Source organism: Streptomyces sp. NPDC001606, from assembly GCF_053596835.1.
Window position 1 is genome coordinate 32,680 of sequence record NZ_JBSFHC010000027.1, and the last position, 13,578, is coordinate 46,257.

The window sequence follows — 13,578 nt, forward strand, 5'->3', positions numbered from 1 at the left end:
AACCGATTCACTCCATCGGCCGTTGCCGGTCAGAACCCCGCGCCGACCGACGACCCATGGATGTCCCTTGCCCAGGTTCAGTGTCATTGTGCCCGCGTACCAGGTCCAGGCGTATCTGGCCGAGTGTCTGGACTCGGTGCTGTCGCAGTCGTATCCCGATCTGGAGCTGATCGCGGTGGACGACTGCTCGCCGGACGCCTGTGGCGCGATCATCGACGAGTACGCGGCCCGGGACGCGCGGGTGAAGCCCGTGCATCTGGCCGAGAACCAGGGGCTCGGCGGGGCGCGGAACGCGGGGATGGCCGAGGCGAGCGGCGACTACCTGCTCTTCCTGGACAGTGACGACACGCTGGCCCCGGGCGCGCTGCGGGCGGTCGCGGACCGGATCAAGGAGACCGGCGACCCGGAGGTGCTGGTCTTCGACTACGCGCGCACGTACTGGGACGGCCGCGAGGTGCGCAACCAGCTGTCCGGGCAGCTCACCGAGCAGGGCCCGGCGCCGTTCCGGCTGGAGGACCGGCCGGGGCTGCTGCGGGTGCTGATGGTGGCCTGGAACAAGGCCTGCCGGCGGGACTTCGTCGAGCGGCACGGCTTCGCGTTCCCGCCGGGCTACTACGAGGACACCCCGTGGACCTTCCCGGTGCTGATGACGGCCGGGTCGATCGCCACCCTGGACCGGGTGTGCGTGCACTACCGGCAGCGCCGGCAGGGCAACATCCTGTCCACCACCAGCGACCGGCACTTCGATCTGTTCGAGCAGTACGACCGGGTGTTCGCTTATGTCGCCGGCCATCCCGAACTGGCCTGCTGGCGCCCGGAGTTGTTCCGCCGGATGGTCGACCACTTCGCGGTGGTGTTCAGCCGGCGGGGCCGGCTGCCGCGGGGCAGCCACGCCGAGTTCCTGCGCCGGGCCCGGGACCGCTGCCGCCGTCACCACGCCCCCGGCGCCCGGCTCCGGCTGCGGCACACCCTGGTCCGCTTCGGGCTGCACCGCACGTTCCGGGCGCTGCGGCTGGCCTCGGCCGTGCTCCGGCGCGGGGGGAAGGCGGCGGTGAAGCTCGCCCGCGCCGTGCGCGCCGGTGTGCTGCGGCTGCACTACCGGGTCCAGCTGCGGCTGCCGCTCCGCGCCGACCGGGCGGTCTTCGCCGACCCCTCCGGACAGGGCGACCCCGGCGCGCTGGAGGAGGCCTTCCACACGCACGCCCCGCACATCCGCACCGCATGGCTTCCCGCGCACCGCGGCACCGCCGCCTACTGGACGGCGCTGGCCCGCTCCAAGTACCTGGTGGCCGGCGGGGTCCTGGAGCGGGACCTGCGCAAGCGGCGCGGGCAGGTCGTCGTACGGACCCCGCACGGCACCCCGCTGGGGCGGCTCGGCCTGGACCTCCAGGACCGCCCGGCGGCGGCCCGGGACACCGACTTCGCGGAGCTGCTGCGGGAGGTCGACCACTGGGACCACGTGCTGTCCGGCAACCGGCACTCCACGCTGATCGGCGAGCGGGTCTTCCCCGGCCGGTACACCACGCTGGAGTACGGCTCGCCGCGCTCCGACGTCTTCCAGCGGGCGACGTCGGCGGACGTGCGCCGGCTGCGCGAGTCGCTGGGCGTCCCGGAGGGCTCGGTGGCGATCCTGTACGTGCCGGCGCACCGCGACCATCTGCGCGTGCAGCGCCCGCTGCTGGACCTGGAGCGGATCGCGCGCCGGCTCGGTCCGCGCTTCGTGATCCTGGCCCGGACCCCGCCCGAGTGCCCGCCGGAGGGCAGCCGGGTGATCGACGTCCGGGACCGTTCGAGCCTGCCGGAGCTGTGCCTCGCCTCGGACGCGCTGCTCACCGACTACTCCTCCCTGATGTTCGACTACGCGGGCCTGGACCGGCCGATCGTCGTGCACACCGCGGACTGGGAGGCGTTCGCGGCGGCCCGCGGCGTCTACTTCGACCTGCGGCTGCTGCCGCCGGGCGCGGTCGCGCGCAGCGAGGACGAGCTGATCGACATCTTCGCCACCGGGCACTGGTGCGGCTCGCGCTCGGCGCAGCTGCGCTCGGTGTTCCGGGAGCGGTTCTGCCCGTACGACGACGGTCGTGCCGCCGAGCGGGTGGTGCGGCATGTGGTGCTGGGCGAGACGGAGCTGCCGCCGGTGCGGCCGCCCGCGGACCGCACGCCGGTTCCGGCGGCGTGCGCGCGTTCCCCGCTGGCCACCGTCCCGCAACCTTCCGGTGTTCGTACCGTCACCGAGAGCCACTGAACACCGTTGGTCCTACCGGGAGTTCCCATGCCCCTCGGCTCGACGCGGCCCACCCCGAGCCGGCCGTCCACCTGGCGCCCGGCGGGACGGCCCGGCCGCGTCCGCATGACAACAGAAAGAACAGAATGCCCCGCTTCAGCATTATCGTCCCGTCCCACGGGGTCGCCGGCAGACTGTCCCAGGCGCTGGACTCGGTCCTCGGCCAGTCCTTCGGCGACCTCCAGCTGATCCCGGTCTGCGACGCTCCCGACTCCCCCGCGGCCGAGGTCGCCGCCGGGTACGCCGAGCGGGACTCCCGGGTGACCCCGGTCCACTCACCGCCGTCCGCCGGTCTGAGCGGGGCCCGCAACACCGGCCTCACCGCGGCGAACGGCGCCTATGTGCTGTTCCTCGACGGCGACGACCTGCTGCTGCCGGGTGCGCTCGGCGCGCTGGACGCCCGGCTGACCGAGACCGCCGGGGTGGATGTGCTGTACGCCGAGCACGAGCGCGCCCCCTGGTGGGAGGGCGAGCCGACGAACCCGGCGGCCCCGCTGCTCGCCAAGGCCCCGGGCGGCGCCTTCGCCCCGGCCGAGCTGCCCGCGCTGACCGGCGTCCAGCTGCCGGCCTGGAGCGCCGCCTACCGCCGCGGCTTCCTCACCGAGCACGAACTCGCCTTCCCCGACAGCCACTTCACCGACCTCGGCTGGGGCGGACTGACCACGCTCGCCGCCGAGCGGATCGCGGTGCTGCGCCGGGTCGTCGTACGGCACCGGCTGCGCCGCCAGGGCAGCCGGCTGCATCTGCCCGGGGACCACCAGCAGTCCCTGCTGGACCAGGTGGACCTGGTGCTCACCCGGGCGGCCGAGCGCGCCCTGCCCGTCGAGCGCACCGGCCCGCTGTTCGAGCAGCTCTTCTCATATGTGCTGAAGACGGCGTCCCGGCCGGAGCGGCTGCCCGCCGGGCGGCGGGCGTTCTTCCGCCGCGCGGGCCATCTCTACCGGCGCCACCGGCCGGCCGGATACCGGGCGCCGGGCGGCAGCCTGGGGGTGCAGCACCGGCTGCTGGCGACGGGCGCGTACAGCGCGTTCCGGGCGCTGCGCGGAGTCAACCGGACGGCGTCGAGGGCGGCCGAGCGGCTGCCGCGCCCGCCCATGCTGCGCACCCGGCTGCGCTACGCCCGCGATCTGCACCGCCCCCTCGATCCCGGCCTCGCGGTGTTCTGCGCCTACTGGGGCCGCGGCTACGCCTGCAACCCGGCGGCGATCCACGCCAAGGCCCGGGAACTCGCCCCGCACATCCGCTCGGTGTTCCTGGTCGAGGCGGACCAGGCGCACGCGATGCCGAAGGACGTCGAGTACGCGGTGATCGGCTCGCGCCGCTACTGGGAGGTGCTGGCCCGCGCCACCTACCTGGTCAACAACGCCAACTTCGCCGAGGGGATCGTCAAGCGGCCGGGCAGTGTGCACCTCCAGACCCAGCACGGCACCCCGCTGAAGACGATGGGCGTGGACCAGTCGACGTACCCGGTGGTGGCCGCGCAGTCCGGCAGCTTCACCCGGCTGCTGGGCCGGGTGGACCGCTGGGACTTCAACCTGTCCTCCAACCGGCACTCCACCCAGATGTGGGAGCGGGCCTTCCCGGGCTCCTGGGAGGCGCTGGAGTACGGCTATCCGCGCAACGACGTCTACTACACGGCGACCGCCGAGGACGTGGCCCGTATCCGCCGGGAGCTGGGCGTGCCGGAAGGCAGCACGGCCGTGCTGTACGCGCCGACCCACCGCGACCACCACTCCGGCTTTTCACCGGGCCTGGACCTGGAGGCCTTCTGCGCGGCGGCCGGCGAGGACGTCGTCGTGCTGCTGCGCGCCCACTACTTCTACGACCGGGGCCCCGCGCAGAGTTCCGGCCGGATCATCGACGTCACCGCGCACCGCTCCGCCGAGGACGTCTGCCTGGCCGCGGACGCGCTGGTCACCGACTACTCGTCGATCATGTTCGACTACGCCAACCTGGACCGGCCGATCGTCGTGTACGCCGACGACTGGGACGTCTACCGGGAGACCCGGGGCGTCTACTTCGACCTGATGGCCGAGCCGCCGGGCCCGGTCGCGCACACCCCCGAGGAGCTGGCGGCGATCTTCCGCGACGGCTCCTACGCGGGCCCGGAGGCCAGGGCGCTGCGGGCCGCGTTCCGGCAGCGGTTCTGCGAGTTCGACGACGGCCGCGCCGCCGAGCGGGTGGTGCGGCGGGTGCTGCTCGGCGAGCCGCCCGAGGCGATCCCGGCCGTGGTCCCGCTCGCGGAACGCATCCCCGCCCCCGCCGCCGCCCTCGCAAGGAGCTGATCCGCCGTGCCCCGCTTCAGTCTCATCGTGCCCTGTTTCAAGGTGCAGGGCTTTCTGCGCGAGTGTCTGGACTCGGTGCTGACGCAGTCCTTCGGCGACTTCGAGCTGATCGCCGTGGACGACTGCTCCCCGGACGGCTGCGGCGCGATCCTGGACGAGTACGCCGAGCGCGATCCGCGGGTGCGGGTGCTGCACCTGCCGGAGAACGTGGGCCTCGGCCGCGCCCGCAACGCCGGGATGCCGCACGCCACCGGGGACTACCTGTTCTTCCTCGACAGCGACGACACCCTCACCCCGGGCGCGCTGCGGGCGATGGCGGACCGGCTGGCGGAGACCGGCGACCCGGACGTGCTGGTCTTCGACTACGCCCGCACCTACTGGTGGGGCGGGACACGCCGCAACGTACTCGCCGAGGTCCTGACGGAGGCCGGTCCCGGCACCTTCACGGCCGCCGAGCACCCGCGGATCCTGGATCTGCTGATGGTGGTGTGGAACAAGGTCTACCGGCGGGAGTTCGTCGCGTCGGAGGGGTTCGAGTTCCCGCCCGGCTACTACGAGGACACCCCCTGGACCTTCCCGGTGATGCTCAGCGCCGGGCGGATCGCCGCGCTGGACCGGATCTGCCTGTACTACCGGCAGCGCCGGCAGGGCAACATCCTGTCCACCACCAGCCGCAAGCACTTCGACATCCACGACCAGTACGAGCGGGTCTTCGCCTTCGTCGACCAGCGCCCGCAGCTGGCGGTGTGGCGGCCGTATCTGCACCGCAAGATGGGCGAGCACTGCCTGGACATCCTCGCCAAGCCGGACCGGCTGCCGCCCGGCGACAGGGCCGAGTTCTTCCGGCGGACGCGGGAGCTGTTCCGGCGGCACCGGCCGGAGGGCGCCCTGCCGGGCGGGGAGGTCGCGGTCCTGGACGGCTCCTGGCCGGCGTACCGGATCAGGCGGCAGGCGGCGCGGGCCGGGCGGGAGGCGGCCCGGCGGGCGGAATCGGCCCGCCGGGCGGTGGCCGGGCGGGCGCGCGGCGGCTGGGCGTGGCTGCACGCCCGCCGTCCGCTGGACCCGAACCTGGTGGTCTATTCGGCGTCCTCGCACCGGGGCATGCTCGGCGACCCGGCCGCCGTCTACGCCAAGGCCCGGGAGATCGCCCCGCGGCTGCGCGGGGTGTGGGTGGTCAGGGACGCGGAGACCGCGGCGGGGCTGCCGGCGGACGTCGAGCGGGTGGTCGTCGGTTCCCGGCGCTATCTGGAGGTCACCGCGCGCGCGAAGTTCTTCGTCAACGACGTCAACTGGCCCGGCAGCCTGGCCAAGCGCCCCGGCAGCGTGCACATCCACACCCACCAGGGCACCCCGCTGAAGTACATGGGCGCAGATCTGCTGGACAAGCCCGGCGCCCGGCTCGGCTTCGACGTGCCGCAGATGCTGCGCCGGGCCGACCGCTGGGACCACAGCCTGGTCGCCAACCGCCACTCCGAGCTGGTGTGGGAGCGGGCCTACCCGTGCCACTTCGCCTCGGCGCGCACCGGCAGCCCGCGCAACGACGTGCTGGTGGCGGGCGGTGACAGCGGCTTCCGGCGGCGGCACGGCATCCCGGAGTCGGACACGGTGGTGCTGTACGCGCCGACCCGCCGGGACTACCGGCGCGGCGGGCATGTGGACCGGATCGACCTGGCCCGGTTCGCGGCCGACCTGGGCGAGGGGCACACGCTGGTCGTCCGGCTGCATCCCTCGCTGGCGACCGGTCCGGCGCGCGGGCTGGGCCTGACGGAGCTGGCCCGGCGCGGTGTGGTGGTCGACGCGACCGACGAGCCGCGGGTGGAGGAGGTGCTGCTCGCGGCGGACGTGCTGGTCACCGACTACTCGTCGATCATGTTCGACTACGCCAACCTGGACCGGCCGATCGTGGTGCACGCCGACGACTGGGCCGCGTACTCGGCGAGCCGGGGCACCTATCTCGACATCACCGCCGAGCCCCCGGGCCATGTCTCCCGCTCCTACCGGGAGCTGGCGTGGCTGTTCGCCTCGGGCTCCTGGCGGGACGAGGAGTCGGCGCGGCTGCGGGCGGAGTTCCGGGCGCGCTACTGCGAGTACGACGACGGGCGGGCCGCCGAACGGGTCGTGCGCACCCTGCTGCTGGGCGAGCCGATGCCGGACGCGGAGCCGGTGCGGATCCCGGGGCAGGCGATGGCCCGGTCCGCGCTGACGTCGGCATAGCACCGACGGGGGTGCCGGCCGCCGCTCAGGGCCGGCACCCCCGTCGGTGGTCTCGGTGGTGGTCCGTGCCGATTACTCGATTACTCGATTACTCGATGACGAGGTCGACGTCGATGTTGCCGCGGGTGGCGTTGGAGTAGGGGCAGACCTGGTGGGCGGTCTCGACCAGCCTGCGGCCGGTGGCCTCGTCCACGGTGTCGGGCAGCTCCACGCGGAGGGTGACCTTCAGGCCGAAGCCCTCGCCCTGCTTGCCTATGCCCACCTCGGCGGTCACCGCGGCGTCGCTGACGTCCACCTTCGCCTGGCGGCCGACGAGACCGAGGGCGCTGCCGAAGCAGGCGGCGTACCCGGCGGCGAAGAGCTGCTCGGGGTTGGTGCCCTGCCCGTTGCCGCCCAGCTCCACCGGCATGGCCAGGGCCAGGTCGATCGTGCCGTCGGAGGAGACGGCGCGGCCCTCGCGGCCGTGGGTGGCGGTGGCGACGGCGGTGTAGAGCGCGTCCATGGAAGACCATCCCTCTCTCGATGTGCGACGCGGTGTGCGCCTCTGCCCTAAGTAGAGCACACAACTAAGTTGTGCACAACTAAATGGACCGCTAGAGCTACCCTGGAGGCATGACCGACACCGAGTGGCTCCACCTGGACCGCCAGATCTGCTTCTCGCTGCACGCGGCGTCCCGCGCCTTCAACGGCGTCTACCGCGTGCTCCTCAAGGACCTCGGCCTGACCTACCCGCAGTACCTGGTGATGCTCGTGCTGTGGGAGCAGGGCGACCTGCCCGTCAAGAAGCTCGGCGAACAGCTGCGACTCGACTCCGGCACGCTGTCCCCGCTGGTCAAGCGACTGGAGGGGGCGGGGCTGGTGCGACGTGAGCGCAGCACCGAGGACGAGCGGTCGGTATGGGTGCGGCTCACCCCCGAGGGCACGGCCCTGCGCGAGCGCGCCGCGGAGGTACCGCGCCGCATCGTCACGGCAACCGGCTTCGACCCCTCCGAAATCTCCACCCTCCGCACCCGCCTCGACCAACTCACCACGGCCCTGGACGCGGCGGCGGAGTCGGAGGCACGGGCGGCGGCGGCCGGTTAGCGGGGCGCAGACGCGGCGGCGGTACGTCAGTGCGGCCGGGGCGGGTGGGGTCGGCGGGTGTAGAGGCGGACTACCGCTCCGTTGTGGGTGGTGTTCTGGCGGGCGGTGAACTCGGCGTCCAGGATGGCGAGTTTGGTGCGTTCCGTACCGCTGGTCGGGGTCCAGTCGCCCGCCAGCAGTTCCTGGTCGGCCACGACCCAGACCCGGTCCAGCCGGGCGAGTCGGCGCCGTAGCTCACCGGGGCGGACCTCACGGCCGTACAGCGTCCCGGAGCGGGCCGCGCTCCGGAGGAGTGCCACGTCCCGTGTGCCCCGGAAGGCACCCGGATAGGTGAGGGCCGTGTTCCGTGTGGACGCCGGGAGGAACAGCACGGGGTCTCCCGCCCTGAGCTCCCGCCCGGCCACCCGGGCGACGGCGCCGAGGTCGTCGGGCCGCGTCTCGGGGTCCCGGTCCGCGCGGAGGAGGGGGAGCTGGTGGAGGAGGGCGAGGGTGATGGCGAAGACCCCGAGGGCGGTGACGAGGGGGCCGGCAGGGCGAAGGCGGCCGGCCGCGTGCGCCACCCGGTCCGCCCCCGCGGCCACCAGCAACGGCGCCCCGCCGAGGGCGTACAGCACGTACCGGTCGACATACAGCGGCGAGAACTGAGATACCGCCATAAGAGTGAACGGCGGCATCACCGTCAACGGCAGAGCCACACCCGCAAGGGTGACTCCGCGGGCCCGGCCGAGGACCCCGCCCGCCCCCACCAGGGCCAGCGCGAGACACACCGCGCACACCGCCCCCGTCGGCCCGAGAAACGCCCGCAGCAGCCCCTCCGCCGTCGCCGCCGTAGGCCTGCGCAGCCATGCCACCTGCGCCGCCTGCCCGTGCGACACCAGCACCATCGGCAGCAGCAGGAGGACCACCGCGCCCGCGGCGCACCCCCACCTCCGCCACACCCGCGCCCCCGCCCGCCCGAGCGCCAGCGACACCGCGTGGGCGGGCAGCAGCAGCACCGCGAACTCGTGCAGCCAGCAGGTCAGTCCGAGCAGCGCGCCGTACGCCCACCAGGAGCCCGTGGAGCCGCCGCGCACCGCGCGGACGAACAGCAGCGTCGCCCCCGTGGCACCGGCCGCGACCAGGGCGTACGAGCGGCCCTCCTGCGCGTAGTGCCCGGCCATCGGCGTGACGGCGTACAGCAGCCCCGCCCACAGCCCCACGCGCGGCCGGGCGAGCCGGGCGCCGAGGGCGGCCACCAGCCCGGCCGTCGCCGCCGCCGCGCACACCGACGGCAGCCGCAGCACGACCTCGCCGGGGTGGACGGTGAGGACGGCGTGCATGAGCAGGTAGTACAGGCCGTGCACCGCGTCGACGCCGTGCAGCAACCGCCAGATCTGCGGCACCGTACGGCGCCCGACCTGGAAGGTGACGGCCTCGTCGCGCCACATCCCGCCCCGGTCCAGGCCCCACAGCCCGAGCGCGAGCATCACCAGGACGGGCACGCCCACGGCGACGGCCCGGCGGCCGCGCGCCGGTAGCCGAGGCGGCCGTTCCGTCGTTGTACCGGACGCACCGGTCATGCGGCTCGCACCGGTCGGGTGGCTGGTACCGGCCGACCGCGGTTGCACAGGAAGCACGTCGTTGAGCCCGATGTTCACCACTGCCCGATCTCTTACGATGAGACACTTTTCGAGTCATTGACGGCGTATCGCGAGGGATAACACCATCCGCGAGGCTTAGGCTCCCATGCGATGAACCGTCTCCGTGTCACTTCCGGCCCGGTCCTCGCCCTCATCGCCCTGTGGCTCGCCACCCGCGCCCTGATGCTCTGGCTGCTCGCGCACGAGAGCCCGGCGGTGCTCGGCGGCGGCGCGGTGGCCCGCGAGGTGTGGCAGCTCTACGCGCACTGGGACGGCGTCCTCGCGCACGGCACCTTCCCGGCGCACGACACGCTGTGGCAGTACCCGCCCGGCGCGGGCCCGGTGCTGCTGGCGCCCGGCGCGCTGCCGGGACTGACGTACTTCCAGGCGTTCGTGGCGCTGACCCTGGCCGTGGACGCGCTGATCGCGGCGGTGCTGGTCCGCGCGGGCGGCCGGACCGGGCGGAGTCTGCTCGGCGCGGCGCTGTGGACCGGCGGTCTGCCGCTGCTGCTGCATCTGCCGCTCGCCCGGTACGACGTGGTGGCCACCGCCCTGGCCGTGCTCTCCCTGCTGGTCCTGGCCCGCTCCCCGCGCCGCTGCGGGGTGTGGGCGGCGCTGGGTGCGCTGGTGAAGGTGTGGCCGGCGCTGGTGCTGCTGGGCACGCCCCGCGGCCGGGCGACCCGCACGGCGTGGGGCTGGGCGACGGCCACCGCGGTCGCGGGCCTCGGCCTGCTGGCGGCCTGCTTCGCCCACCCGCTGTCCTTCCTGCGCCAGCAGAGCGGCCGCGGCGTGCAGATCGAGTCGCTGGGCGGGACGGCGCTCGGCCTCGCCCGGCACGCCGGCTGGTCCGGCCGCGCCCACTACCAGTACGGCGCGGTGGAACTGGTCGGTCCGCATGTACGCGCCGTCGCCACCGCCTCGCTCGCCCTCACGGCCGTCGCCTTCGGGCTGCTGGTGCTGTGGCGGCTGCGGGCGCGGCGCTGGAGCGAGGCCACGCCGTACGACGCGGCGCTGTGCGCAGTGCTGCTGTTCACGGTCACCAGCCGGGTCATCAGCCCGCAGTACCTGATCTGGCTGCTCGGGCTGGCCGCGGTGTGCCTGACCTCGCGCCACACGGGCCAGCGCCCGGTGGCCGTGCTGGTGCTGGCGGCGTCCGCGCTGAGCACGGTGGTGTTCCCGATGTGCTACCACGACGTGGTCGCCGGGACCTGGACCGGCTGCCTGCTGCTGCTGGCGCGCAACGGGGTGCTGACCGCCGCCGCGCTGCTCTCCGTCGCCCGCCTCTGGCGCGATTCCCGCCCCCTTCCCGCAAAGGCCGGTAAAAAGAGGGAACCCGGACCCGGTTCCGATCGTCTTCCGGAACGGGCACTGAGCCCCTCTTAACGGGGTATTACCGAAAAAACCTAAGCTCCGGCCCGTGGACTCCATGCACCCAGATCCGCCAGTCACCACAGACCGACCGGCCGCACCGCAGGTCGGTGTCGTCGTCATCGGCTACAACGACGTCGCCCACATGGGTACGGCCGTGCGCTCGGCGCTCGCCCAGGGGCCGAGCGTCGCCGAGGTGGTCGCCGTGGACGACTGCTCCACCGACGGCACCGCGGAGCTGCTGGAGCGGCTGGCCGCCGACGAGCCCCGGCTGCGGGTGGTGCGCCGGGAGGTGAACAGCGGCGGCTGCGGCAGTCCGCGCAACACCGGCATCGACGCGGTGACGGCGCCGTACGTGATGTTCCTGGACAGCGACGACGTGCTGCCGCCCGGTGCGGTGGACGCGCTGCTGGCGGCGGCCACGGAGGCGCACGCCGAGGTGGCGAGCGGACTGTGCGTGCGCCGGGAGCTGCCTTCGGAGCGTGAGCAGGCCTGGCAGGAGTCCCTCTACACGGCGCGCACCACCCTCACCCGCCCCGCCGAGCACCCCCGGCTGGTCCACGACACGCTGTGCGTCAACAAGCTGTACCGCACCGACTTCCTGCGCGAGCACGGCATCCGCTTCCCGGAGGGCCGGTTCCGCTACGAGGACATCGTCTTCACCGCGCGCGTCCTGGCCGCCGGGCCGCGTCTCGCGCTGATCCCGGACCGGGTGTACGTCTGGCATGTGCGCCGGTCGGCCGAACGGCTGTCGATCTCGCTGGACCGGGCGCACGTCGACAACTGGAAGGCGCGCACCGAGGCGTGCGCGCTGGCGTACGACATTCTGCTGAGCGCCGGGCAGAAGGAACTGGCGCGGGCCGCGCGGGCCAAGTTCCTCGACCACGAGCTGCGGATGTACCTGCGCGAGCTGGGGTTGCGCGACGCGGACTACCGGCGCGCATGGTGGACGCACACCCGTGAGTACCTCACGCGCTACGACGCGGCCGACTGGGAGACGGACCCGGCCGCGCCCGGCCCGCTGCTCGCCCGGGTCGTGCTGGAGTCCCCCGAGCCGCGTGACCTGCCCCGGATGCGCGAGCTGGCCGGCCGCCCGGCGCGGCTGCTGCCGCCGTACGCCCGTACCGACGACGGCGTGCCGGTCTGGTCCGCCGACCTCCCCCAGGTCACCCTCGCCCCCTTCCTGACCCGCCCGGTGCACTCCCTGCCCCTCTCGGTCGGCGCCGAACTGCGCCCGCGCGCGCGTGCGGCGCGGCTGCGTCTGCGGCTGGACGAGATGTACGGCAGGATCGCCGAGGCCGGCGGCCCGGCCGGGGCGGACCTGGAATGGCGCTCCCGGGACGACGACCGCGTCCGCGGCCGCGCCCGGCTCGACTTCCGGCCCGCGGGCACGGTCGGCTGGTCGGCCGAGGCGTCCGTCGACCTGTCGGGGCTCGGCGCGGGCACCTGGGACCTGCACCTCACCCTGCACTTCGCGGACGGCACCCGGCGCGAGGTGACGGCGCACGCCCTGACGGGCGCGGGCCGGCTGCGCCGACGCGCCGTGCCGAGCGTCCGGCACGGCGTGCTACTGGTACAGCCGTACGCCACGCACTCCGGCGCGCTGGCCGTGCGCGTGGCGACCGGCGCGGGCGGAGCACTGCGGATACTGCGCGGCCGCCTGCGCCGACTGTTTCACTGAGTGATGCCCGTGCCCCGCGGAGGGGGCCGGGCCGACTGACGAGGAGACGCCGCACATGACCTGGCTGATCACCGGCGGCGCCGGATACATCGGGGCCCATGTCGTCCGCGCCATGACGGAAGCGGGCGAGCGCGCGGTCGTCTACGACGACCTCTCCACGGGCATCGCCGAGCGGGTACCGGCGGAGGTGCCGCTGGTGCACGGCTCCACCCTGGACGGCGCCCTGGTCGCCCGCACGCTCGCCGAGCACCGGATCACCGGTGTCGTACACCTGGCGGCGAAGAAGCAGGTGGGCGAGTCGGTGGAGCGCCCGCTGCACTACTACCACGAGAACGTGGAGGGCCTGCGGGTCCTGCTCCAGGCGGTCACGGACGCGGGCGTCCCGTCCTTCCTCTTCTCCTCCTCCGCGGCGGTCTACGGCATGCCGGACGTGGACCTGGTGACCGAGGAGACCCCCTGTCGGCCGATGTCCCCCTACGGCGAGACGAAGCTCGCCGGTGAGTGGCTGGTCCGCGCCGCGGGGAAGGCCACCGGCCTCGCCACCGCCTGCCTCCGCTACTTCAACGTGGCCGGCGCGGCGGCTCCGGAGCTGGCCGACACGGGGGTCTTCAACCTCGTCCCGATGGTCTTCGAGAAGCTGACGGAGGGCGCCGCGCCGCGGATCTTCGGCGACGACTACCCCACCCCCGACGGCACCTGCATCCGCGACTACATCCACGTCGTCGACCTGGCCGAGGCGCATGTGGCCGCCGCCCGCGCCCTCGCCGCCGCCCCCGGCACCGACCTCACCCTCAACATCGGCCGGGGCGAAGGGGTCTCCGTGCGCGAGATGATCGACCTCATCAACGCGGTCACCGGCTACGACCGCGCCCCCACCGTCACCCCGCGCCGCCCCGGCGACCCCGCCCGGGTGGTCGCCTCGGCCGACCGCATCAGCACGGAACTGTCCTGGAAGGCCAGGCACGACATCCAGGACATGATCACCTCCGCCTGGCAGGGCTGGCTCCGCCTCCACCCCGAGGCCTCCCGAGGCTGACGGAAGGC

At 73.7% G+C, this 13,578-nt stretch carries 9 protein-coding genes; 7 read left to right on the top strand and 2 right to left on the bottom strand.

The genetic code is table 11. The annotated features are described in order from the left end of the window. The first annotated feature begins 67 nt into the window (after nucleotides 1-67). The 3 genes from ACWCV9_RS34400 to ACWCV9_RS34410 all read left to right on the top strand — a co-directional run bounded on the left by ACWCV9_RS34400 (nucleotide 68) and on the right by ACWCV9_RS34410 (nucleotide 6,783). Complete coding sequence (locus tag ACWCV9_RS34400) at nucleotides 68-2,245, top strand: bifunctional glycosyltransferase/CDP-glycerol:glycerophosphate glycerophosphotransferase (protein WP_450792521.1); 2,178 nt, start codon at nucleotides 68-70, stop codon at nucleotides 2,243-2,245. 125 nt (nucleotides 2,246-2,370) lie between these two features. Next, the gene (locus tag ACWCV9_RS34405; protein ID WP_450792523.1) at nucleotides 2,371-4,569 is read left to right on the top strand and encodes a bifunctional glycosyltransferase/CDP-glycerol:glycerophosphate glycerophosphotransferase; all 2,199 of its coding nucleotides are present in this window, start codon (nucleotides 2,371-2,373) and stop codon (nucleotides 4,567-4,569) included. A gap of 6 nt (nucleotides 4,570-4,575) precedes the next feature. Next, a complete protein-coding gene (locus ACWCV9_RS34410) occupies nucleotides 4,576-6,783 on the top strand; it encodes a bifunctional glycosyltransferase/CDP-glycerol:glycerophosphate glycerophosphotransferase (protein ID WP_450792525.1) in 2,208 nt (735 codons plus the stop codon). 88 nt (nucleotides 6,784-6,871) lie between these two features. Here the strand turns inward: ACWCV9_RS34410 and ACWCV9_RS34415 are convergent, their stop codons facing one another. Beyond that, nucleotides 6,872-7,285, bottom strand: a complete 414-nt coding sequence (locus ACWCV9_RS34415; RefSeq protein ID WP_450792527.1) for an organic hydroperoxide resistance protein — start codon at nucleotides 7,283-7,285, stop codon at nucleotides 6,872-6,874. 110 nt (nucleotides 7,286-7,395) lie between these two features. Between ACWCV9_RS34415 and ACWCV9_RS34420 the strand changes: the two genes are divergently transcribed. Then, nucleotides 7,396-7,866: a MarR family winged helix-turn-helix transcriptional regulator gene (locus ACWCV9_RS34420; protein ID WP_450792529.1), complete on the top strand. Its 471-nt coding sequence runs from the start codon at nucleotides 7,396-7,398 to the stop codon at nucleotides 7,864-7,866. A 26-nt stretch (nucleotides 7,867-7,892) separates the two neighbouring features. Here the strand turns inward: ACWCV9_RS34420 and ACWCV9_RS34425 are convergent, their stop codons facing one another. Beyond that, on the bottom strand, nucleotides 7,893-9,425 hold the full coding sequence (locus tag ACWCV9_RS34425; protein WP_450792531.1) for a glycosyltransferase family 39 protein: 1,533 nt from the start codon (nucleotides 9,423-9,425) through the stop codon (nucleotides 7,893-7,895). A 171-nt stretch (nucleotides 9,426-9,596) separates the two neighbouring features. On the opposite strand from ACWCV9_RS34425, the gene ACWCV9_RS34430 reads away from it, so the two are divergent. Genes ACWCV9_RS34430 through galE form a run of 3 tightly spaced genes read left to right on the top strand, consistent with a single transcriptional unit; the run spans nucleotide 9,597 to nucleotide 13,570 of the window. Continuing rightward, a complete protein-coding gene (locus ACWCV9_RS34430; protein ID WP_450792533.1) occupies nucleotides 9,597-10,868 on the top strand; it encodes a glycosyltransferase 87 family protein in 1,272 nt (423 codons plus the stop codon). 43 nt (nucleotides 10,869-10,911) lie between these two features. Beyond that, entirely contained in the window at nucleotides 10,912-12,534 is a 1,623-nt protein-coding gene (locus tag ACWCV9_RS34435) for a glycosyltransferase family 2 protein (RefSeq protein WP_450792574.1), read from the top strand. Nucleotides 12,535-12,589: 55 nt separating this feature from the next. Then, a complete protein-coding gene (galE, locus tag ACWCV9_RS34440; protein WP_450792535.1) occupies nucleotides 12,590-13,570 on the top strand; it encodes a UDP-glucose 4-epimerase GalE in 981 nt (326 codons plus the stop codon). Nucleotides 13,571-13,578 lie beyond the last annotated feature (8 nt).

Coding starts and splice junctions, on each gene's coding strand:
- ACWCV9_RS34420 (WP_450792529.1), top strand. CDS start 7,396: ATGACCGACACCGAGTGGCTCCACCTGGACCGCCAGATCTGCTTCTCG.
- ACWCV9_RS34425 (WP_450792531.1), bottom strand. CDS start 9,425: ATGACCGGTGCGTCCGGTACAACGACGGAACGGCCGCCTCGGCTACCG.
- ACWCV9_RS34405 (WP_450792523.1), top strand. CDS start 2,371: ATGCCCCGCTTCAGCATTATCGTCCCGTCCCACGGGGTCGCCGGCAGA.
- ACWCV9_RS34435 (WP_450792574.1), top strand. CDS start 10,912: ATGCACCCAGATCCGCCAGTCACCACAGACCGACCGGCCGCACCGCAG.
- ACWCV9_RS34430 (WP_450792533.1), top strand. CDS start 9,597: ATGAACCGTCTCCGTGTCACTTCCGGCCCGGTCCTCGCCCTCATCGCC.
- ACWCV9_RS34415 (WP_450792527.1), bottom strand. CDS start 7,285: ATGGACGCGCTCTACACCGCCGTCGCCACCGCCACCCACGGCCGCGAG.
- galE (WP_450792535.1), top strand. CDS start 12,590: ATGACCTGGCTGATCACCGGCGGCGCCGGATACATCGGGGCCCATGTC.